At 74.1% G+C, this 21,154-nt stretch carries 17 protein-coding genes; 6 read left to right on the top strand and 11 right to left on the bottom strand.

Features of this window, described 5'->3' with window-relative positions:
* Positions 1 to 14: 14 nt before the first annotated feature.
* Positions 15 to 1,439 carry a type I glutamate--ammonia ligase gene (gene glnA, locus O7604_RS17405; protein WP_269704782.1) on the top strand — a complete coding sequence of 475 codons (1,425 nt, stop codon included), beginning with the start codon at positions 15 to 17 and terminating at the stop codon, positions 1,437 to 1,439.
* 79 nt (positions 1,440 to 1,518) lie between these two features.
* Here the strand turns inward: glnA (O7604_RS17405) and mptB (O7604_RS17400) are convergent, their stop codons facing one another.
* Positions 1,519 to 3,006 carry a polyprenol phosphomannose-dependent alpha 1,6 mannosyltransferase MptB gene (mptB, locus tag O7604_RS17400; protein ID WP_281577126.1) on the bottom strand — a complete coding sequence of 496 codons (1,488 nt, stop codon included), beginning with the start codon at positions 3,004 to 3,006 and terminating at the stop codon, positions 1,519 to 1,521.
* A gap of 11 nt (positions 3,007 to 3,017) precedes the next feature.
* Positions 3,018 to 4,421 carry a polyprenol phosphomannose-dependent alpha 1,6 mannosyltransferase MptB gene (gene mptB / locus O7604_RS17395; protein WP_281579975.1) on the bottom strand — a complete coding sequence of 468 codons (1,404 nt, stop codon included), beginning with the start codon at positions 4,419 to 4,421 and terminating at the stop codon, positions 3,018 to 3,020.
* Positions 4,422 to 4,466: 45 nt separating this feature from the next.
* On the opposite strand from mptB (O7604_RS17395), the gene O7604_RS17390 reads away from it, so the two are divergent.
* Positions 4,467 to 6,113, top strand: a complete 1,647-nt coding sequence (locus O7604_RS17390; protein WP_281577125.1) for a hypothetical protein — start codon at positions 4,467 to 4,469, stop codon at positions 6,111 to 6,113.
* 148 nt (positions 6,114 to 6,261) lie between these two features.
* Here O7604_RS17390 and O7604_RS17385 read toward each other — a convergent pair whose 3' ends face one another.
* Together O7604_RS17385 and O7604_RS17380 are read right to left on the bottom strand one after the other, a co-directional pair.
* On the bottom strand, positions 6,262 to 9,285 hold the full coding sequence (locus O7604_RS17385) for a bifunctional [glutamine synthetase] adenylyltransferase/[glutamine synthetase]-adenylyl-L-tyrosine phosphorylase (RefSeq protein WP_281577124.1): 3,024 nt from the start codon (positions 9,283 to 9,285) through the stop codon (positions 6,262 to 6,264).
* Between the two features lie 2 nt (positions 9,286 to 9,287).
* The gene (locus O7604_RS17380) at positions 9,288 to 10,055 is read right to left on the bottom strand and encodes a type 1 glutamine amidotransferase (RefSeq protein ID WP_281577123.1); all 768 of its coding nucleotides are present in this window, start codon (positions 10,053 to 10,055) and stop codon (positions 9,288 to 9,290) included.
* Positions 10,056 to 10,113: 58 nt separating this feature from the next.
* Here O7604_RS17380 and O7604_RS17375 point away from each other — a divergent pair, with 58 nt between their 5' ends.
* Positions 10,114 to 11,052 carry an LD-carboxypeptidase gene (locus O7604_RS17375; protein WP_281579974.1) on the top strand — a complete coding sequence of 313 codons (939 nt, stop codon included), beginning with the start codon at positions 10,114 to 10,116 and terminating at the stop codon, positions 11,050 to 11,052.
* Between the two features lie 45 nt (positions 11,053 to 11,097).
* On the opposite strand, the gene O7604_RS17370 is transcribed toward O7604_RS17375, so the two are convergent.
* Positions 11,098 to 11,997: a virginiamycin B lyase gene (locus O7604_RS17370; protein WP_281577122.1), complete on the bottom strand. Its 900-nt coding sequence runs from the start codon at positions 11,995 to 11,997 to the stop codon at positions 11,098 to 11,100.
* Between the two features lie 180 nt (positions 11,998 to 12,177).
* Between O7604_RS17370 and O7604_RS17365 the strand changes: the two genes are divergently transcribed.
* On the top strand, positions 12,178 to 12,705 hold the full coding sequence (locus O7604_RS17365) for a hypothetical protein (protein ID WP_281577121.1): 528 nt from the start codon (positions 12,178 to 12,180) through the stop codon (positions 12,703 to 12,705).
* Between the two features lie 147 nt (positions 12,706 to 12,852).
* Here the strand turns inward: O7604_RS17365 and O7604_RS17360 are convergent, their stop codons facing one another.
* The 4 genes from O7604_RS17360 to glnA (O7604_RS17345) all read right to left on the bottom strand — a co-directional run bounded on the left by O7604_RS17360 (position 12,853) and on the right by glnA (O7604_RS17345) (position 15,894).
* The gene (locus tag O7604_RS17360) at positions 12,853 to 13,218 is read right to left on the bottom strand and encodes a VOC family protein (protein ID WP_269704775.1); all 366 of its coding nucleotides are present in this window, start codon (positions 13,216 to 13,218) and stop codon (positions 12,853 to 12,855) included.
* 96 nt (positions 13,219 to 13,314) lie between these two features.
* Complete coding sequence (locus O7604_RS17355; protein ID WP_281577120.1) at positions 13,315 to 14,007, bottom strand: WYL domain-containing protein; 693 nt, start codon at positions 14,005 to 14,007, stop codon at positions 13,315 to 13,317.
* Between the two features lie 32 nt (positions 14,008 to 14,039).
* Positions 14,040 to 14,465, bottom strand: coding sequence for a DUF350 domain-containing protein (locus tag O7604_RS17350; protein WP_269704773.1), 426 nt, complete (start codon positions 14,463 to 14,465; stop codon positions 14,040 to 14,042).
* Positions 14,466 to 14,544: 79 nt separating this feature from the next.
* Positions 14,545 to 15,894 carry a type I glutamate--ammonia ligase gene (glnA, locus tag O7604_RS17345; protein WP_120568707.1) on the bottom strand — a complete coding sequence of 450 codons (1,350 nt, stop codon included), beginning with the start codon at positions 15,892 to 15,894 and terminating at the stop codon, positions 14,545 to 14,547.
* A gap of 205 nt (positions 15,895 to 16,099) precedes the next feature.
* Here glnA (O7604_RS17345) and O7604_RS17340 point away from each other — a divergent pair, with 205 nt between their 5' ends.
* The gene (locus O7604_RS17340; protein ID WP_281577119.1) at positions 16,100 to 17,857 is read left to right on the top strand and encodes an NAD+ synthase; all 1,758 of its coding nucleotides are present in this window, start codon (positions 16,100 to 16,102) and stop codon (positions 17,855 to 17,857) included.
* 119 nt (positions 17,858 to 17,976) lie between these two features.
* A complete protein-coding gene (gene panB / locus O7604_RS17335; RefSeq protein ID WP_269704771.1) occupies positions 17,977 to 18,822 on the top strand; it encodes a 3-methyl-2-oxobutanoate hydroxymethyltransferase in 846 nt (281 codons plus the stop codon).
* Between the two features lie 103 nt (positions 18,823 to 18,925).
* Here the strand turns inward: panB and npdG are convergent, their stop codons facing one another.
* A complete protein-coding gene (gene npdG, locus O7604_RS17330; protein ID WP_281577118.1) occupies positions 18,926 to 19,624 on the bottom strand; it encodes an NADPH-dependent F420 reductase in 699 nt (232 codons plus the stop codon).
* Positions 19,625 to 19,690: 66 nt separating this feature from the next.
* Entirely contained in the window at positions 19,691 to 21,127 is a 1,437-nt protein-coding gene (locus tag O7604_RS17325; protein ID WP_281577117.1) for an RNB domain-containing ribonuclease, read from the bottom strand.
* Positions 21,128 to 21,154: the final 27 nt, after the last annotated feature.

Raw genomic sequence — 21,154 nt, 5'->3', positions numbered from 1 at the left:
TGCCAGGAGGACGTGTGTTCGCCAATTCCGAGGAACTCCTGCGATACCTCGCCAACGAGGACGTGAAGTTCGTCGACGTACGTTTCTGTGACCTGCCCGGCGTGATGCAGCACTTCAACCTGCCGGTCGAGTCGTTCGACGACAGCGTCTTCACCGACGGCCTCGCCTTCGACGGATCCTCGATCCGCGGCTTCCAGGCCATCCACGAGTCCGACATGCTCCTGCTGCCGGACGTCGCGACCGCCTTCATCGACCCGTTCCGGGCCCAGAAGACGCTCGCGCTCAACTTCTTCATCCACGACCCGTTCACCCGCGAGGCGTACTCCCGGGATCCGCGCAACGTCGCGAAGAAGGCCGAGGCCTACCTCGCCGCCAGCGGGATCGCCGACACCGCGTACTTCGGGGCGGAGGCGGAGTTCTACATCTTCGACTCCATCCGCCACGAGACCTCCGCGCACCAGTCGTTCTACTACATCGACTCGATCGAGGGCGCCTGGAACAGCGGCCGGATCGAGGAGGGCGGCAACCGCGGTTACAAGACCGCGTACAAGGGCGGCTACTTCCCGGTGCCGCCGGTGGACCACTACGCCGACCTGCGCGACCGGATCGTGCGGCGCCTCGTCGACGGCGGATTCACCGTCGAGCGCTCGCACCACGAGGTGGGCACCGCCGGCCAGTCGGAGATCAACTACAAGTTCTCCACCCTGCTGCACGCCGCCGACCAGCTCCAGCTGTTCAAGTACATCGTCAAGAACGAGACCTGGGCCGCCGGCAAGACCGCGACGTTCATGCCCAAGCCGCTGTTCGGTGACAACGGCTCCGGCATGCACACCCACCAGAGCCTCTGGCGCGGCGGCGAACCGCTGTTCTACGACGAGACCGGCTACGCCGGCCTGTCCGACACCGCCCGCTGGTACATCGGCGGCCTGCTGCACCACGCACCCTCGCTGCTGGCCTTCACCAACCCGACGGTGAACTCCTACCGTCGCCTGGTGCCGGGCTTCGAGGCGCCGGTCAACCTGGTCTACTCGCAGCGCAACCGCTCCGCCTGCACCCGCATCCCGGTGACCGGCAGCAACCCGAAGGCCAAGCGCGTCGAGTTCCGGGTGCCGGACCCGTCCAGCAACCCGTACCTGGCGTTCTCGGCCATGATGATGGCCGGCCTGGACGGCATCAAGAACAAGATCGAGCCGCCGGCGCCGATCGACAAGGACCTGTACGACCTGCCGCCGGAGGAGTGGGGCGACGTCAAGCAGGTCCCGGGTTCGCTGCCGGAGGTGCTCAACGCGCTCGAGGCCGACCACGACTACCTGCTCGACGGCGGCGTGTTCACGCCGGACCTGATCTCGACCTGGGTCGAGTGGAAGCGGGCCAACGAGGTCGACCCGGTGCGTCTGCGCCCGACCCCGCACGAGTTCGCGATGTACTTCGACTGCTGAGCACGTACGTCAGCACCGGCCGGGCCGGCTCCGCGATGGCGGAGCCGGCCCGGCCGTTTACGCAGCGCGGTCCGGCCTTTTACGTCGTGCGGCGGCGCAAAGTGGCCCGGACACCGGCGACCGCGACGACCACCACCAGCACCGTCATCAGCACCGCGCCCGGCGCCTTGCTGAACCGGGCCAGGTTGGATCCGTCGGGCAGGGTGAGCGCCGAGGCCACCGCGCAGGGCGCCACGAACCAGACCTGCCGGGCCAGCGGCACCGCCGCGACCGCGAGCAGCGTCAGCGGCCAGATCGCGTACCAGGGGTGGAAGACCGGGGCGAGCAGCACGGTGGCGGCGAGCGCCAGTCCCGCGCCGAGCAGCGCCACCCGGGGCCGGGCCAGCGTCAGCCGGGCGACCCGCTGCCGGGCGTCGTTGAGCCGTCGCAGCGTCGTCCACGCCCACCACCAGAGCGCGACGAGCGTGCCGGCCAGCAACACCAGCGCGACCGTCCGGGCCACCGGCACCGCCCGTGGCCGCAGCCCGGCCAGCTCGCCGGCGTAGTCGACGACGAAGCCGACAGCGGTGGGCGGGGAGGTCCACTGCTGCGAGTCGCCGCTGTGGCCGAGCCCTCCCACCCAGCCCAGTCCGAGGCCGGTGGCGAGCGACACGACCAGCAGGGTGCCGAGCACCGACGCAGCCAGCTGCCCGCCGTCGCGCAGCAGCGCCCGCCAGGTGTAGCGGCCGAGCACGGCGGCGAGCGCCGCGAACGGCAGCGCCACGACCGCGACCGCCTTCACCGCCACCGCCAAGCCCAGCAGCACCCCGGCGACCAGCAGCGCGCGCGGCCTGCCCGGCAGGCGGACCAGCACCAGCAGGCCGAGCAGGAGCAGCCCGAGCGCGAGCGCGTCGTTGTGCGCGCCCGCCACCAGGTGTACGCCGACCAGCGGGCACGCGAGCACCAGCCAGGCGGCCCGGCGGGTGGGCACCCCGGCGGCGCGGGCCAGCCCGGGCATGCACAGCGCCGCCAGCAGCACCCCGGCCACCGCGACCAGCCGCAACGCCACGATCGTCCCGATCAGGCCGCCACCGGCGAGGACCGCGAGCCCGGCCAGCAGGACGAAGAACGGCCCGTACGGCGCCGGGGTGTCCCGCCAGATCGGCGACACCGAGTCGGTCCACGGGCAGCCGGCCGCCGCGACCCCCACCCGGTACGGGCTGAGCCCCTGCGTCCACGTCCAGCCCTGGCAGGCGTACGAGTAGACGTCGCGGCTGCCGATCGGCGGCGCGGCGAGCAGCGGCAGCGACCAGAGCCCCGCCGTCAGGTACGCCCACCGGCCGGACGGGGCGCCCCACCGCAGCGACCACCATGCGCCCACCAGCAGCACCGTCCCGGCCAGCCAGCAGCCGAGCGTCAGCGGCCCGTGCGGCGCCGACCAGATCGCGGCGAGCGTGGCCCGCGAGGGCGTACCGGGAAGGGCGCCGCCGAGCCACCCGGCGACGGTGAGCAGGACGGCCCCGGCGAGACCGGCGTAGCGGGCGAGACCGGCGGCGACCGGCCGGACGGGTCCGTCGGGCTCGCTCACCGGCCCTCCCCTCAGTCCACGGGAACCGGCTGCCGGCCCTGGCGAGCCGACCGTACCAACCAGACGACCACACCGATCACGAACAGGGTCATCAGCGGCGCACCGGGCATCTTGCTGTACCGGGCCAGCCCGGTGCCGTCGGCGAGCACCAGGAACGACGACACCACTGTGACGATCGAGAACCAGAGCGTGCGGCGCGCGGTGGCGGCGAGCACTGCCAGCGGCCACAGCCAGTACCAGGGGTGGAACAGCGGGGACAGCGCGACGGTGGCGGTGAGCGCCAGCCCGGCGTGCCAGAACGGTTCACCGCGACGGAACGACCGGAACCAGAGCCAGATCAGCACGGCGATCAGCACGACCATGCCGATCGCCCGGGTCACCGGCAACGCGTCGACGTGCACCCCGAACGGCGCCAGCAGGTAGCCCACCGTCTGCCCCACCGCCGTCGGCGGCGACGTCCACGCCACCACCAGCCCGCCCTGCTCCAGCCCGCTGATGAACCCCAGCCCGAGGCCGGACGCGACGGTCACCGCGGCGAGCGCCGCGAGCGAGCCGCCGACCACCCACCCGCCGTCGCGCACGAGCGTCCTGATCCGGTACGCCCCGACGATCGCGGCCAGCGCGGCGAACGGCATCACCACCAGCGCGGTGACCTTGACGGCGGCGGCGAGTCCGAGCAGCGCCCCACCGGCGAGCAGCGGTCCGGGCCGGCCCGGGCGGGCCGCGACCACCGCCAGCCCGGCCACGAGCAGGCCGATCATCAGCGCGTCGTTGTGCGCGCCGGAGACCAGGTGCACGGGCACCAGCGGGCTGGCCAGCGCCAGCCAGAGCGCCCGCTGCGGCGGCACCCCGCAGCGGCGGGCCAGCACCGGCAGCGCCCACGCGGTGAGCGCCACCCCGGCCACGGCGAGCGCCCGGAACAGCACCACGGCGCCGAGCAGCGAGCCGGTGGCCTCCACCACCGCGCCGGCGAGCAGCACGAACAGCGGCCCGTACGGCGCCGGGGTGTCCCGCCAGATGTAGGAGATGGTGTCCAGCCAGGGGCATGGCAGCGCCGACACGCCCTGCTCGTAGGGGTTGATCCCGGCCGAGAAGCTGGCGCCCTGACACGCGTACGCGTACACATCCCGGCTGCCCAGCGGCGGCGCGACGAGCATCGGCAGCAGCCACAGGGCCACGGTGACCAGCACCCAGCGGGCCGACGGCACGCTGTCCCGCAGCGACCACCAGGCCCACGCCAGCAGCCCGGTGCCGACCAGCCACAACCCGATGATCAGCGGCCCGTTCGGGCCCTGCCAGATGCTGACCGGGGTGGGACGCAACTCGCCGTCGGGCAGGGCGCCACCGAGGTACGCGGCCACGGCGAGCAGCACCGAACCCGCCAGGCCGATCCAGCGCGAGAGGTGGTGAGGCACGTCCGACATGCTGCCAGTACGGTGGTTCGCGATCAGGAGGTGGGCATGCGGGGCGGTCGGGTGGTGGCGGTCTCCGCCGTGTCGGCGCTCGTCCTCGCCGCGTTCCACCTCACGCTGCCGGCCACCGGCTCGGACCTGTCCGCGCAGGTCGCCCGCGCCGGCTTCTTCGCCGAGCACGGGGCCGCCCTGGTGGACCTGCGCTGGTACGGCGGCGTGCACCCGTGGGGCTACAGCCTCGTCTCGCCGCCGCTGATGGCGCTGCTCGGGGTACGCGTCACCGGCGCGCTCGCCCTGCTCGCCTCCGCCACCGCGTTCGCCGCCCTGCTGGTGCGGACCCGGGTGCCCCGGCCGCTGCTGGGCAGCCTGGTCGGCGTGGTCACGATCGCCGGCAACCTGGTGTCCGGCCGGGTCACGTACGCCCTCGGCGTCGCGTTCGGCCTGGCCGCGCTGCTCGCGCTCACCGTCCCGGCCCGCTGCACCAGCCTCGTCGCCGGTGCCGCCGCCGAGCCGGTCGGGTCCGGCCCTCCCGGTCCCGGTCCCGGCCGGCGCGTCTGGGCGGCCGTCGCCGCCGCTGCCGCCGCACTGCTCGCCTCCGCGGCCAGCCCGGTGGCCGGGCTGTTCGTCGGGCTCGCCGGCGTCGCGCTGCTGCTGACCCGCAGGTACGCCGACGGCCTGCTGCTCGCCGTACCGGCCGCCGCGCCGCTGGCGGTGACCGGGCTGCTGTTCGGCGAGGGCGGCTGGATGAACATCAGCACGGCCGACACCGTGCACGCCGTGGTGACGAGCCTGGTCGTGGCGGCTCTCGTCGCGTACCGGCCGGTGCGGGTCGGCGCGCTGCTGTCCGCGGCCGGGGTGCTGGCGTCGGCGCTGCTGCACACCCCGGTGGGGCTGAACGCCACCCGCCTGGTGGTGATGTTCGCGCTGCCGGTGCTGGCCGCCACCGCGACGCTTCCCGCCCCGCTGTCCGGTCGGCTCCGCGCCGCCGGTCGGCGCTCCCGGCTCGCCGGGGCGTTCGCGCTGGCCGCGCTGCTGGCGATGGTGTGCTGGTGGCAGCCGCCGGTGGTCACCGCCGACCTGCGCAGCGCCGACGACCCGACCGCCGACCCGGCGTACTTCGCCCCGCTGCGCGCGGAACTGGCCCGGCGCGGCCTGACCGGGCGGGTGGAGGTGCCGCCGACCCGCAACTACTGGGAGGCGGCCCACATGGGCGACGTGCCGCTGGCCCGGGGCTGGCTGCGGCAGGCCGACATCGACCGCAATCCGCTGTTCTTCACCACGGTGCCCGGCGCGGACGGCACCGGCGTTCCACTGACCCCGATCACCTACCGGGACTGGCTGGCCGACAACGCGGTGCAGTACGTGGCCGTGCCCGACGCCGAGTTCTCCTGGGTGGGTTCGTCGGAGGCGAAGCTGGTGGAGGCGGGCCAGCCGTACCTGACCGAGGTCTGGTCGGACCGGCACTGGAAGCTGTACGCGGTCGCCGACCCCACCCCGCTGGTCGGCGCACCGGGTGAGCTGATCAGCCAGGACGGCGCCTCGATCACGTTCCGCGCCCCCACAGCCGGCCCGATCCCGATCCGCGTCCGCCACGACCGCTGGCTGACCGCCTCAGGCGGCGCCGAAGTCACCCGAGACGGCACCTGGACCACCGTGACGGTCCCCCGAGAGGGCACCTACACCCTCACAAGCTGACCCACCCGCCCCTCCTGCCCCTGCCCCTGCCCCTGCCCCGTCGATCTTGCGGTTGCGACCCCTCGAGAGTCGGATATACCCCTTTCGCCGGGGCCACAAGTGCAAGATCAACGCCGAGGGGAGGCGGGGCGGTAGAGGGCGGCTTGGGCTAGAGGGGGGACTCGAGGATTCGCTGGACGACTGTGCGGGAGTGGCGGCCGGTGCGCAGGTACTCGTCGAGGAACTCGCCCTGGTCCTCGCGCCCGAGCAGCCGCACCACACCGGCCAGCTCCACCCCGTGCCGGGGCAGCTGGTCGCCGGCCCGGCCGCGTACCAGCATCAGCGCGTCGCGAACCTCGGCCGCGAGCGTCCATCCGGCGGCCAGCTCGGCGGCGTCGGAGGCGTCGAGCAGCCCGGCGTCACGGGCGGCGGCGAGGGCGTCGAGCGTACGGGTGCCGCGCAGCGCGGGCACCTGACCGGCGTAGCGGAGCTGGAGCAACTGCACCGCCCACTCGACGTCGGCCAGCCCGCCCCGGCCCAGCTTGGTGTGCGTGGCCGGGTCGGCGCCGCGGGGCAGCCGCTCGGTCTCCACCCGTGCCTTGATCCGGCGGATCTCGATCACCTGCTCGCGGCTCAGCCCTTCGGCCGGGTAGCGCACCGGCTCGATCATGGCCTCGAACTCGGCGCCCAGGTCGGCGTCGCCGCAGACGTACCGGGCCCGCAGCAGCGCCTGCGCCTCCCACACCCGGGACCAGCGCGCGTAGTACTGGGCGTACGCGGCCAGGCTGCGCACCAGCGGGCCCTGCCGGCCCTCGGGGCGCAGGTCGGCGTCGACGCCGAGCGGCGGGTCGGGGGCGGGCGCGGACAGCAGCCGGCGCAGCTCCTCGGCGATGGCCTGCGCGGCGGCGCTCGCCACGCTCTCCTCCACCCCGGGCGGCGGGTCGTAGACGAACAGCACGTCGGCGTCGGAGAGGTAGTTCGACTCGTACCCGCCGAGCCGGCCCATCCCGATCACCGCGAAGCGCAGGCCGGGCGGCCCGGGGTGGACGGTACGGGCGGCGCGCAGCGCGGCGGCCAGCGTGGCGTCGGCGACGTGCGACAACGCGGTGCCGACGGCGGTCACGTCCACCACAGTGGGCCGGCGTTCCCCGCCGCCGACCGGGCGCGGGGTGAGCGGTGCCAGCGAACCGGCGTGGCTGAGCACGTCGGCGGCGGCGATCCGGACCAGCTCCCGGCGGCGCAGCGCGCGGACCGCCCGGATCGCCTCGACCGGGTCGTCGTGGCGGGCGGCAGCCGCGGCGAAGCCCTCGACGAGCGTCTCCCGTGGACGCGGGGTCAGTTCGCTGTCCTCGGCGAGCAGCCGCAGCGCCTCCGGTTCGCGGGCCAGCATGTCGGCCGCGTACCGGGACGAGGACAGCACCCGGGCCAGCCGGCGCGCCACCGGGCCGGAGTCGCGCAGAAGACGCAGGTACCAGGGGGTGCTGCCGAGCTTGTCGGAGACCTGCCGGTAGTTGAGCAGACCGCGGTCCGGCTCGGGGGCGTCGGCGAACTCGTCGAGCAGCACCGGCAGCAGCGTGCGCTGGATGGCTGCGGTACGGCTGACGCCGCCGGTGAGCGCCTGGAGGTGCCGCAGCGCGCCGGCCGGGTCGGCGAAGCCGAGCACTTCCAGCCGGTGCCGGGCCGCCTCGGGCGTGAGGCGCAGCCCTTCGGCCGGTACCCGGGCCACGGATTCCAGCAGCGGCCGGTAGAGCAGTTTGGCGTGCAGCCGGCGTACCTCGGTGGCGTGGGTGACCCACTCGGCGCGGAACTCCTCGACGGCGCTGCGGCCCGGGGTGGCCGCGTAGCCGAGCGCGGCGGCGAGCCAGCGCAGCGCGGCCGGTTCGGTCGGCACGGTGTGGGTGCGGCGCAGGGCCTGGAGCTGGAGCCGGTGCTCGACGGCGCGCAGGAAGCGGTATCCGCGCAGCAGCGCCTCCCCGTCGGCGCGGCCCACGTAGCCGCCGGCGACCAGCGCGCGCAGCGCCGGTACGGTGCCCGGCACGCGCAGCGACTCGTCGCCCCGGCCGTGCACGAGCTGGAGCAGCTGCACGGCGAACTCGATGTCGCGCAGCCCACCCGGACCGCGCTTGATCTCGCGTTCCAGCTCCTTCGGCGGCACGTTGTCGAGGATCTTGCGACGCATCGAGCGGACGTCCTGGACCGCCTCGGGGCGTTCGGCGGCGGTCCACACGAGCGGGGCCAGCGCCTCGATCCACTCCCGGGCCAGCTCCAGGTCGCCCGCGGCCGGGCGGGCCTTGAGCAACGCCTGGAACTCCCAGGTGCGGGCCCAGCGCTTGTAGTAGGCGAGGTGGCTGGCGAGCGTGCGGACCAGCGGCCCCCGGTTGCCCTCGGGCCGCAGCGCCGCGTCGACCGGCCAGGCCACCAGCCCGCAGATCTGGATCAGCCGGGTGGCGACCTGGGTCGCGGCGGGCAGGTCGTCGTCGGTCGCGGCGACGAAGATGACGTCGACGTCGGAGACGTAGTTCAGCTCGTCGCCGCCGCACTTGCCCATCGCCACGACCGCGAGGCGGGGGCGCGGCGTGCCGTCGGGCAGCTCGTCGGCGGCGATGTCGTAGGCGGCGGCCAGCGTGGCGTCGGCCAGCCCGGACAGCGCCGCCATGGTCTGCTCCAGGCCGCGCCCGCCGGTCAGGTCGGCCGCCGCGATCCGCAGCAGCGCGAGACGGTACGCCTGCCGCAGCAGCGGGACCGCGCCGGTCATGGTGGTGAGCCGGGCGGCGACGCTGAGGTCGAGCCGGCCGTCCGCGGTGGGGGCGAGCCCGTCCGGCTCGGTCGCCAGCACCGCCCACTGCCCGGGGTTGGCGACCAGGTGGTCGCCGAGCGCGGAGGAGGCGCCGAGCACCGCGACCAGCCGGCGGCGCAGCCCGGGGTCGGCGGCCAGGGCGTCGCGGACGGCCACCTCGTCGCCGGAGCGCCGCTCGGACTCGACCAGCCGGTGCAGCTGACGCAGTGCCAGATCGGGGTCGGCGGCGCGGGACAGCGCGCCGAGCAGCTCGGCGGCGCGGTCGTCGGCGGGTTCCTGGGTGTCGGGCCGCCAGAGGGCGAGCCCGTCCGGGCCGAGCAGGTCCACGGCGCGGGTGGCGCCGTCACCCTCGGCGAATCCGTAGCGGGCCAGGCGCCCGCGGGCCGGCCGGGTCACCGTCAGGCCCCGAGCAGCGGCAGGCTGCGGCGCGGGTTGTCGTCGCCGAGTTCGCCGAGCGCGAGCGCGGCGAACCGGATCGCGAACGGCTGCCACGCCTCCTCGACGTCGGCCATCACCCGGTCGCAGGCGGCCACCACCAGTTCGGGGTCGTAGCCCAGCTCGGCCAGCACTGCCGAGTCGCGGGACCACTCGGCGATCATCGCGGTGTCGCACTCGATGTGGAACTGCAGGCCCCAGGCCCGGTCGCCGAGACGGAACGCCTGGTGCGGGTAGCGGGTGGACGCGGCGAGCAGCGTCGCGCCGTGCGGCAGCTCGGTGATCTCGTCGGCGTGCCACTGGAACACGTCGGGCATCAACGGCACGTACCGGAACAGTGGGTCGTCCTCGGCGGCGTCGCGCCGGCCCACGAGCGCCGGCCCGACCTCCGGGCCGGACGGGCTGCGCTCGACGCGGCCGGCGTGCGCGGTGGCGAGCAGTTGCGCGCCGAGGCAGACGGCGAGCGTGGGCACCCGCCCGCGGACCGCCTTGCGCAGCAGCCCCTCCAGCGCCGGGAACCAGGGCGCGCCGGGGGCGTCGTCGGCCCCCGGGTAGGCCTGCTGGTCGCCGCCGAGCACCACGAGCGCGGCGTATCCCTCCAGGTCGGTGGGGAGCACGTCGCCGGCGTGCGGACGCAGCACACGCAGCTCAAGGCCCCCTTCGATGAGCCACTCCCCCAGGCGGCGGAGGTCGTCGGTCGGGTCGTTCTCGATCACCAGCGCGGTCGCCACGACGTCGAGGCTAACCGGTGCGCCCGACAGGGCACGGTCCGGCAGGCCCTAGGCTCCGATCGTGCCTGACGACTGCCTGCGCCCGCCGGCCCTGCGTCCCGGCGACGCGGTGATGCTGGTGTCCCCGTCCGGGCCGACCCGTCCCGAGCGGGTGGCCCGCGGCATCGAGCTGCTGACCGGCTGGGGGTTGCGGCCGGTGCCCGCGCCGAACGCGTACGCCCGGCGGGGTTACCTGGCCGGCGACGACGCGCTGCGGGCCGCGGACCTCAACGCCGCGTTCGCCGACCCGGAGATCCGCGGGGTGATCTGCACCCGGGGCGGCTACGGCGCACAGCGGGTGGTCGACCTGATCGACATGGCGGCGGTGCGCCGGGACCCGAAGGTGGTGGCCGGGTTCTCCGACATCACCGCGTTGCAGTTCGCGCTGTGGCGGGGCGCCCGCCTGGCCGGGGTGCACGGTCCGGGTGCGGCGTGGCGGGACGAACGCACGCCGGTCCGCTCGGCGGAGTCGCTGCACGCGGCGCTGACCAGCGCCGAGCCGGTGACGGTCGCGGCGGTCGAGGCGGAGGAGACGTACCCGGTGCGGGTGCCCGGGCGGGCCGAGGGCCGGCTGATCGGCGGCAACCTGTGCCTGATCACCGCGTCCATCGGTACGCCGGACATGCCCGACCTGACCGGGGCGATCCTGCTGGTCGAGGAGGTGCAGGAGCCGCCGTACAAGATCGACCGGATGCTCACCCACCTGCGCCGCTGCGGCGCGCTGGACGGGATCGCCGGGGTGGCGGTCGGCCAGTTCACCGAGTGCGCGGACGGCTGGGACACCACTGTCGTGGACGTGCTCACCGACCGCCTGGGCGACCTCGGCGTGCCGGTGCTCGGCGGCCTGCCGATCGGTCACGGCCCCGGCCAGCTCACCGTCCCGGTGAACACCAGTGCCCGGCTCGACGCCACCACCGGCACCCTGACGGTCACCGCCGCCGTCCGCCCACCGGGTTGATCATGAGGTTGGCGGCAGTTGTGGATCTCTGGACTGCCGCCAACCTCATGATCGACGCTGGGAGGGCGCGAGGTGGGCGACGGCGCCGATCTCCAGGGCAGCCCAGACCGAGCCGTCGGGGGTGACCGTCAGGCCGTGGGGTTCCGAGGCCGGCGTGGGCAGGGTGTGGGCGGTGATGTGACCGTCGGGGTCGACGTGGCCGATGCGGTTGGCGCCCCACTCGGTGAACCAGCAGCCACCGGCCGGGTCGGCGACGATCGCGTGCGGGCGCGCCGTCCGGTCCGGCAACGGGATCTCGTCGATCCGCCCGTCCGGCGTGATCCGGCCGAGCTGCCCGGCGAGGATCTCGACGAACCAGAGGGCGCCGTCGCCACCGCGGGTGATGCCGACCGGCCCGGCCGCCTCGGTGGGCAGCGGATGCACTGTCACCTCGCCGTCCAGGTCGACCCGGGCGATCGCGTTCGCCTGGTTGAGCGTGAGCCAGAGCGCGTCGTCCGGGCCGGCGGCCAGCATCGACGGGAAGCCCTTGGCCGCCGGCAGCGGGAAGGATGTGACCTCTCCGTCGACGCTCACCCGGCCGATCGTGTCGTCGCTCATCCCGGCGTACCAGAGCGCGCCGTCCGCACCGGCCGCCAGCCCGCAGGGGCCGCAGCCGGGCGGCAGCGGCACCGAGCCGGTCTCGCCGTCGACGGTGATCCGGCCGAGCCGGTCGTCACCCGAGCGGGTGTACCAGAGCGCGTCGTCGGGGCCGGCGACGATGATCAGCGGGCGGCTGCCGGGCGGGTCGTCGCGGTAGGTCCGTACCTCACCGTCGAGGCCGAGCCGGGCGACGCCGCCGGAGCCGGCCAGCGCCAGCCAGAGCGCGCCGTCGGGCCCGACCGTGATCGAGTACGGCCCGGAGCCCGGCCCGGTGAGCGGGATCTCGCGGATGGCGGGCTGTGTCATCGAGTGGCCTTTCGTCGGGTTCGCCCCAGCCTCGCGGGCACTCCGGGGAGGCAGCAACACGAATAATTCGGGCCTTCCGGGCGGGTTGCCAGCTCGCTGACAGGTTCGCCACGGGTGGCCCTCAGTTCCGGCGGCCACTGTCGGTGACGTCATCGCACCACCACCGAACAGGAGAATCGCATGATCCGCACGATGTCGAAGAAGCAGCTGCTGGCCGGCCTGGCCGCCGCCGGCGTGCTCGGCGTCGGGATCGCCGCCCCGACGGTGGCGCTCGCCGACGACAAGAGCCCGAACCCGTCTTCGAGCGCCGGCAGCACCGACCAGGCTGACGACCGCCGCCAGAAGCACGCCGACCGGCAGGCCGAGTTCGCCGAGGCGCTCGCCAAGGAGCTGGGCGTCTCGACCGACAAGGTCACCGCGGCGCTGGAGAAGCTGCACGAGCAGCGCCAGGGCGACCGCCCGGAGCGGCCGGAGCGGCCGTCGACCGAGGACCGGCAGGCCGCGCTGAAGGAGCGGCTGGACCAGGCCGTCACCGACGGCAAGCTGACCCAGGAGCAGGCCGACGCGGTGCTCAAGGCCGCCGAGGCGGGCGTGTTCCCGGGCCTGGGCAAGGGCGGCCACGACGGCCGGCCCGGCCACCACGGCAAGGGCGGCGACAAGGCCGACCAGGGCGCCGAGGCCGAGCAGGAGGGCCAGGGCGGCAAGTGACGCGGTGGCCCCGCCGCCCCTCACCGGCCGTTCCCTCCTCCTGGCCGGAGCTGAGCGGGGCCACCCCCGGTGGCGGTGCCCGAACGGGCACCGCCACCAAGCCGTTCCGGTACGGCAGTCCCGACGACGACCACACCCGACGTGCTGTCAGCCCTCGGCGGGCGGGGTGAAGACGCCGAGCAGATTGCCCGACGGGTCGCGCAGCAGGGCGCGCACCAGGCCGGCGGGCGTGGTCACCGGCGCCGTCACCACGACACCGCCGGTCGCCTCGGCCCGGCGGCAGGTCTCCGCGACGTCCGCCACCTCGGCGTAGAAGATCGCGTAGTTGCCGGTGTCGGTGCCCCGGATCGCGCCGCCGATCCCCCGCTCACCGCCGGCCGCCGTCTGCCGGTACGACCCGGCCGGGCCGCCCTGTTCCTCGAAACTCCAGCCGAACAGGTCGGCGTAGAACCGCTGCGCCTCGTCCGGCCGGTCGGAGCCGATCTCGAACCAGGTCACGGGCGTGCTGGACATGCTGCCTCCTGAGGTTCGCGCCGGCGGTCGCCGGCGTCGTCAGGATTCAGCGTGGTGCCGGCACACGACAGCGTCCTGTCGGTGTTTCCATCCGAATCAGACCAGGGTGAGCGGGCGCACCCGGTCGACCGGCACGTCGAGGTCGCCGGGACGCCACTCCCGGGTCACCGGCTCGGCCAGCGGGTGCACCGAGCGGATCCGGTCGGTGCGGAAGCAACGCACACCGTCGCGCAGCCGGCACCAGGCGACCAGGTACCAGTGCACCGAGTTGCCCAGATAGGCGAGCGGCTCCACGTCGCGTACCGAATCGGCGCCGCCGCGGTCGGCGTACCGCAGGCGCAGCACCCGCCCGGCGGCGACCGCGTCGGCGACGGCGGCCGGGACGGGCGTGCCCGGTCCGTCGCCGACCAGGTGCACCCGGCCGGCGAGCCGGTGCGCCTCGGCCACATCGGCCGGCGGCATCACCGCGACCAGCTTGCGCAGCGCGGCGCCCGCCGCCGGGGCGAACGGGGAACCGCCGAGCCGGTGCAGCGCGACGGCCATCGCCACCGCCTCGGCCGGTGTCAGGTTGACCGGCGGCAACGTGCGGGCCCGGTCGACCGCGTAGCCGCCGGTGCGGCCCGGCTCGGCCCAGATCGGCACCCCGGTGCCCTGCAACGCGGAGATGTCGCGCTCGACGGTGCGGGTGCTCACCTCGAATCGGCGGGCCAGCCAGCTCGCGCTGCGCGGGCGCGGCGACACCGCCCGCAGCTCCTCGACCAGGGCGTAGAGGCGATCGGTGCGGTTCACCCCCGGACGCTAACCCGGGGGTACGACACCGCTCAGGCGATGCAGGCGCAGACGATCAGCGCGGCGCCGAAGTGGGTGGCGGCGCTGACCCTGGCGGCCGGGTGCGGCTCGTCGGCGGCGATGACGTCGCCCAGCTTGCCCGGGGTGAGCAGGTCCAGCACCAGGAAGGCCACCGCCATCACCAGCAGGCCGACCAGCCCGAACACCACTGTGGACGCCAGGCCCTTCGTGAACGAGCTGTAGCTGGTCAGCACAGCGGTGAAGACGATGCCGGCGATGCCGAGCTGGTTGGCGGCGAGCAGCAGCGCGGCGTTGCCGTTGCGGCGTACCCAGATCAGCTCCCGCAGCTTGCCCGGGGTGAGCAGGTCGACGAGCAGGAACCCGGCGGCCATCAGCGCCACCCCGACCAGCCCGAACACGATGCTCTGCCACGCCCCGTCGAGCAGATCTCCCAGCACCAACGCCTCCCCGGCTCACGCCGCCCGGCGGAGGTGCCGGGCGGTGCCGCAGACGATAGCGGCACCGCGCCACAACGATCTAGAGCGAGAGGTAGCGCTGCCGCTCGTACGGGGTGACCTCGCGGCGGTACTGCTCCCACTCGGAGCGCTTGTTGCGGAGGAAGAAGTCGAAAACGTGCTCGCCGAGCACCTCGGCCACCAGCTCCGAGCCGGCCATCACGTCGATCGCCTCGGCCAGGTTCTCCGGCAGCGCCTCGTAGCCCATGGCGCGGCGCTCGGCGCTGCTCAGCGACCAGACGTCGTCCTCGGCGCCGGGGGGCAGCTCGTAGCCCTCCTCGATGCCCTTGAGGCCGGCGCCGAGCATCACCGCGAACGCCAGGTAGGGGTTGGTCGCGGAGTCCAGCGAACGCACCTCGACCCGGGCCGAGTTCGGCTTGCCGTACGCGGGCACCCGCACCAGCGCGGACCGGTTCAGGTGACCCCAGCAGACGTACGCGGGGCTCTCGGTGATCCGGTCCGGCAGCGCCTGCGGGAACAGCCGCTTGTACGAGTTCACCCACTGGTTCGTGACCGCGGTGTACTCCCGGGCGTGGGTGAGCAGACCGGCGATGAACGACTTGGCGACCTTCGACAGCTTCATCGGGTCACCGGCGTCGTGGAACGCGTTGCGCTCCCCCTCGAACAGCGACAGGTGCGTGTGCATGCCGCTGCCCGGCTGGTCGGTGAACGGCTTCGGCATGAAGCTGGCCTGCACACCGGTGGAGAGCGCCACCTCCTTCACCACGTGTCGGAACGTCATGATGTTGTCGGCGGTGGTGAGCGCGTCGGCGTAGCGCAGGTCGATCTCCTGCTGGCCGGGGGCGACCTCGTGGTGGCTGTACTCCACCGAGATGCCGATCCGCTCCAGCGCCAGCACGGCCTGGCGGCGGAAGTCCCGCGCGACGGCGTGCGTGGTGTGCTCGAAGTAGCCGCCGGTGTCCACCGGGATCGGCACCGAGCCGTCCTGCGGACCGTTCTCCAGCAGGAAGAACTCGATCTCCGGGTGGGTGTAGAAGGTGAAGCCCTTGTCGGCGGCCCGGGAGAGCATCCGGCGCAGCACGTGCCGCGGGTCGGCCCACGACGGGCTGCCGTCGGGCAGCGAGATGTCGCAGAACATCCGGGCGCTCTCGCCGCTCACCCCGCCCTCGAACGGGAAGACCTGGAACGTGGTCGGGTCCGGCATGGCCACCATGTCCGACTCGAAGACCCGGGCGAAGCCCTCGATCGCGGAGCCGTCGAACCCGATTCCCTCGTCGAAGGCCGCCTCCAGCTCCGCCGGGGCCACCGAGACGCTCTTGAGCGTGCCGAGCACATCGGTGAACCACAGCCGGACGAAACGGATGTCCCGCTCTTCCAGCGTGCGGAGGACGAACTCCTGCTGACGGTCCACTTCCACCCCTCGTGACACGTACGTCCGCACCGGTCGGGCCGGCCCGGCCTGACCGCCCAGTCTCCACCGGGCTCGTTACGCCGACGTTACGCCTACCCCCGGCCGGCCGTCCCGCCGTGTCCGGCCCGCCGGGACGCGCGGCCGGCCGCCCCGGTATCCCGCGACCTGTCGGATTCGGCCCGGACGGCTGGGGGAAGATGGAGGCATGCCCACCCTGCGTCTCGCCCTGTGCCAGGTCAACCCGACGGTAGGCGACCTCGCCGGCAACGCCGGCCTGGTCCGCTCGTGGAGTCGTCAGGCCGCCGACGCCGGCGCCCAACTCGTCCTGTTCCCCGAGCTGATGCTCACCGGTTACCCGGTCGAGGACCTGGTGTTCCGCCGCTCGTTCGTGGCCGCGTCCCGTGCCGCGCTGCACCGGCTCGCCGCCGACCTGGCCGCCGACGGCCTCGGTGACCTGCCGGTGATGGTCGGCTACCTGGACGCGGACGGCCCTCCGCAGGTCAGCGCCGACGCCCAGCCGGGCCGGGGCGCCCGCAACGCGGCGGCGGTGCTGCACCGGGGCGAGGTGGTGGCCACCTACTTCAAGCACCACCTGCCCAACTACGGCGTCTTCGACGAGGACCGCTACTTCGTCCCCGGCGACACACTGACCGTGGTGCGCGTCGGCGGGGTCGACGTGGCGCTGACCATCTGCGAGGACCTGTGGCAGGCCGGCGGCCCGTTCGCGGTGGCCCGGGAGGCCGGCGTCGGGCTGGTGCTGAGCATCAACGCCTCGCCGTACGAGCTGAACAAGGACGACGTGCGGCTGCCGCTGGTGCGTCGGCGCGCCGCCGAGGCCGGCGCCCCCATCGCGTACGTGAACATGGTCGGCGGCCAGGACGAGCTGGTCTACGACGGCGACTCGATGATCGTCACCGCGGACGGCACGCTGCTGACCCGGGCGCCGCAGTTCGTCGAGCACCTGGTGGTGCACGACCTGGAGCTGCCGGCGGCCGGTACGCCCGGCGGGACCGGCGCGCTGACCGACGGGATGCGCGTGGTCCGCCACGAGATCCCGGCGATCCCGGCCGCGCCGACCGGACCGGCGGCGGACGGCGGCATCATCGAACCGGTCGCCGACGAGGCCGAGGTGTGGCACGCGCTGGTGCTGGGCCTGCGTGACTACGTCGACAAGAACCGCTTCCCGTCGGTGGTGCTCGGCCTGTCCGGCGGCATCGACTCGGCGGTGGCCGCGGCCATCGCGGTGGACGCGGTCGGCCCGGACCGGGTCGTCGGCGTCTCGATGCCCAGCCAGCACTCCTCCGAGCACTCCCGCACCGACGCCGAGGACCTGGCGAAGCGCACCGGCCTGGACTACCGGGTCGAGCCGATCCAGCCGATGGTGGACTCGTTCCTGGCGAATATGTCGCTGTCCGGGGTGGCGGTGGAGAACCTCCAGGCCCGGGTCCGCGGCGTGATCCTGATGGCGCTGTCGAACCAGGAGGGCCACCTGGTGCTCACCACCGGCAACAAGAGCGAGCTGGCGGTGGGCTACTCGACGCTCTACGGCGACTCGGTGGGCGGCTACAACCCGGTCAAGGACGTCTGGAAGACGCTGGTGTGGCGGCTGGCGAAGTGGCGCAACGCGGACGCGGCACGGCGCGGGCAGACGCCGCCGATCCCGGAGAACTCGATCGGCAAGCCGCCGTCGGCCGAGCTGAGCCCCGGCCAGCTCGACAGCGACACGCTGCCCGACTACGACGTGCTCGACCCGATCCTGATCGGCTACGTCGACGGTGACCTGGGCCGCGACGGCCTGGTCGAGTCCGGCCACGACCCGGCCGTGGTGGACAAGGTGCTGCGGATGGTGGATACCGCCGAGTACAAGCGACGGCAGTCGGCGCCCGGCACCAAGATCTCCATGAAGGCGTTCGGGCGGGACCGGCGGCTGCCGATCACCAACCGCTGGCGCGAGGACGGCTGACCGTTCCCCCGGCCGGGGAGTGACATCCTCCACTGCGACCTGCCCGCGGCCCGCCGCCCGGTGCGACGATCGCGGGGAACCCGGGGACCGCGTGCGCGGCCTCGAGGAAGGAGATTGTCATGGTGGAGTCCACCCCGGCCGAGGTGACCGCGCTCTACGGCGGGCCGGCCACCCGGCGGGTACGCACCCGCGACCTGATCGCCGCCAAGGAGCGCGGCGAGCGGTGGGCGATGCTCACCTCGTACGACCAGTACACGGCCTCGATCTTCGACCAGGCGGGGATCCCGGTGCTGCTGGTCGGCGACTCCGCGGCGAACAACGTCTTCGGCTACGAGACCACGCTGCCGGTGACCGCCGAGGAACTGCTGCCGCTGGTACGTGCCGTGGTGCGGGCCACGAAGCACTCGCTGATCGTCGGCGACCTGCCGTTCGGCTCGTACGAGGAAGGCCCGGCGCAGGCGCTGCGCACCGCGGTGCGGTTCATGAAGGAGGGCGGCTGCCACGCGGTGAAGCTGGAGGGCGGGCGGCGCTGCGCCGCCCAGATCGAGGCGATCACCGGCGCCGGCATCCCGGTGATGGCACACATCGGTTTCACCCCGCAGAGCGAGCACACGCTCGGCGGCTACCGGGTGCAGGGCCGGGGCGAGGCCGCCGAGGAGGTGCTCGCCGACGCGCGGGCGGTGGCCGAGGCGGGCGCGTTCGCCGTGGTGCTGGAGATGGTGCCGGGCGAGGTGGCCAAGCGGGTCACCGCCGAGCTGTCCATCCCCACCGTCGGGATCGGGGCCGGCCCGGACACCGACGGGCAGGTGCTGGTCTGGCAGGACATGGCCGGGCTGCGTACCGGGCGGGCGCCGCGCTTCGTCAAGCGCTACGCCGACCTGGCGGGCGCGCTGACGGACGCGACCCGCCGGTTCGCCGACGAGGTACGCGGCGGCGAGTTCCCCGCCCCCGAGCACACCTTCTGAGGGATGGATGTAAGGAAGGGCCCCTTCTTAACGCCTGGCGTAGAGGAGGGGCCCCTTCTTAACAGACGCCGCCGCGGCGCACGCGGCGACGGCGGCGCGCACGTCAGACGTCGGTGACGCGGATGCCGGCGTGCGCCTTGTAACGCTTGTTGATCGCGATCAGGTTCGCGGTGAACGCCTCGATCTGGTGGGCGTTGCGCAGCCGCCCGGCGTAGATGCCCCGCATGCCGGGGATCCGCGCGGCCAGCGCGCCGACCACACCCACGAGTTCCCGCTCCTCGGTGCAGATCAGCACGTCCAGCTCGATCCGGTCGATCTCCGGGTCGGCCAGCAGCGGCGCGCTGACGTGGTTGAACGCGGCGCACACCCGGGACTCGGGCAGCAGCGCGGCGGCCTGCTGCACGGCGCTGCCCTCGTCGACGGTGAGCGCGTACGGGCCCTGCTTGTCGAAGCCGAGCGGGTTGACGCAGTCCACCACGATCTTGCCGACCAGCGGCTCGGCGAGCGCGGCGACGGTGGCCGCGTGCCCGTCCCACGGCACCGCCACGATCACCACGTCGCTGCGCCGCGCGACGTCCTCGTTGTCGCCGCCGGAGACCAGAGCGCCGTCGGCCACCCCGGGCAGGGCGGCGATCTCGGCGGCGGCCTGGTTGGCCCGTTCCGCCGTGCGGGAGCCGATCAGCACGGTCTGCCCGGCCCGGGCGAACCGGTAGGCGAGACCCCGTCCCTGGTCGCCGGTGCCACCGATGATGCCGACGGTCAGCCCGGAGACGTCGGGCAGCGTGGTCGCGTCATAAGCCATGGGCACATCCTCGCAAAGCACGGCGGCGTGCGGTGCATCCCGATGCTGTGACAATGGCCGCGCTGGTCAGGCCCGTTCGAAGGCGACCCGGCGCTGGACCGGGTCGGCGACGGTGAGCCGTACCCGGACGCGTTCGCCCAGCGGCAGCTCGCCGGTGCAGCGGGCGCGTACCGGCGGCTCGTCGAGCGCGATCGTGCCGCCGGGCGGGCGGCCCGGGCGGCCGTTGCCCGCCGGGCGCGGTTCGTCCACGTCGAGCACGGCCGCCTCGAACGTCTCCCCCACCCGGTGCGCGAGCAGCACCGCCTCGGCCAGTTCCACGGCGCCCCGGGTGGCCGCACCGGCGGTCCGGTCGGTCGCAGCCATCACCTCGGGCAGCTTCGGCAGCGCGGCCCGGACCTGCTCGGGCACCTCCCGGCCCTCGTGCAGGGCCAGGCAGACCTCGGTGGCGTAGCGGTCGGCCAGGCGGCGCAGCGGCGCCGTGACATGCGCGTACGCGGCGGCCACGCCGCCGTGCTCGGGCTGCTCGGGCACCTCGCCGTCGAAGGCGGTGTACGCCGCGCCGCGCATCAGCTCGGCGGCCTGGTCGACGAAGGCGGCCACCCGGGGCCGGGAGGTGTCCAGCCCGTCGAGCACCTGACCCACTGGTGTGCCGTCCGGCCAGGGCACGCCGAGCGGGCCGGCGGCGAGGCGCAGCCGTTCGACCGCCTCCGCGCGGGGACGGGGCATGGTGCGCAGCAGCCCGATCCGGCCGGCCAGCATGATGTCGGCGGCGGCCATGCCGGTCAGCAGCGAGATCTGCGCGTTGTGCTCCTCCATCGGGCCGGGGCCGCGCAGCACCAGCCGCCACCCGTCCCCGTCGGGCTCGACGTCCTGCTCCGGCAGCGGCAGGTTGATCGCGCCCCGGGTCAGGCCCCGGGCGGTGAGCAGCGCCCCGATCTCGGGCAGCAGGGCGATCGGCTCGGGCAGCCGCCCCGCGTCGGCGTCGCGCTGTACGCCGCCGTAGTCGAGCTTGGCCCGGCTGCGCACCAGCGCCCGCTCCAGCGTGACCGCCACCGTGCCGCCGTCGGCGTCCAGGTCGACGGTCCAGAGCACGGCGGCCCGGTCGGCGTCGGGCAGCAGGCTGGCCGCCCCCTCGCTGAGCGTGTGCGGGTGCAACGGCACGTTGCCGTCGGGCAGGTAGACCGTCTGTCCCCGACGCCACGTCTCGGCCTCCAGGTCACCACCGAGGCGTACGTGGGTCAGGACGTCAGCGATCGCGTACCGGACGCGGTAGCCGCCGCCGGGACGGCGGGTGAGGTGCATGGCCTGGTCGAGGTCGCGCGAGGTCGCCGGGTCGACGGTGACGAACGGGATGTCGGTCCGGTCGGCGACGGCCGGCGGCAGCGCGGCGGCGGCCAGGTCGGCTTCGCGCTGCGCCGCGGCCGGGAAGCCCTCGGGCAGTCCCAGCTCGCGGCGCAGCGCGCCGAAGTCGATACGGGGCGCCAGTACGCGTCGGATCACCACGCGCTCAATCCTGACAGCGACCCGCAC

This window comes from Micromonospora sp. WMMA1947, assembly GCF_027497355.1.
Lineage (GTDB): Bacteria > Actinomycetota > Actinomycetes > Mycobacteriales > Micromonosporaceae > Micromonospora.
Note: the sequence above shows the minus strand (reverse complement) of the source record. Positions and strands in the feature narration are given on the sequence as shown.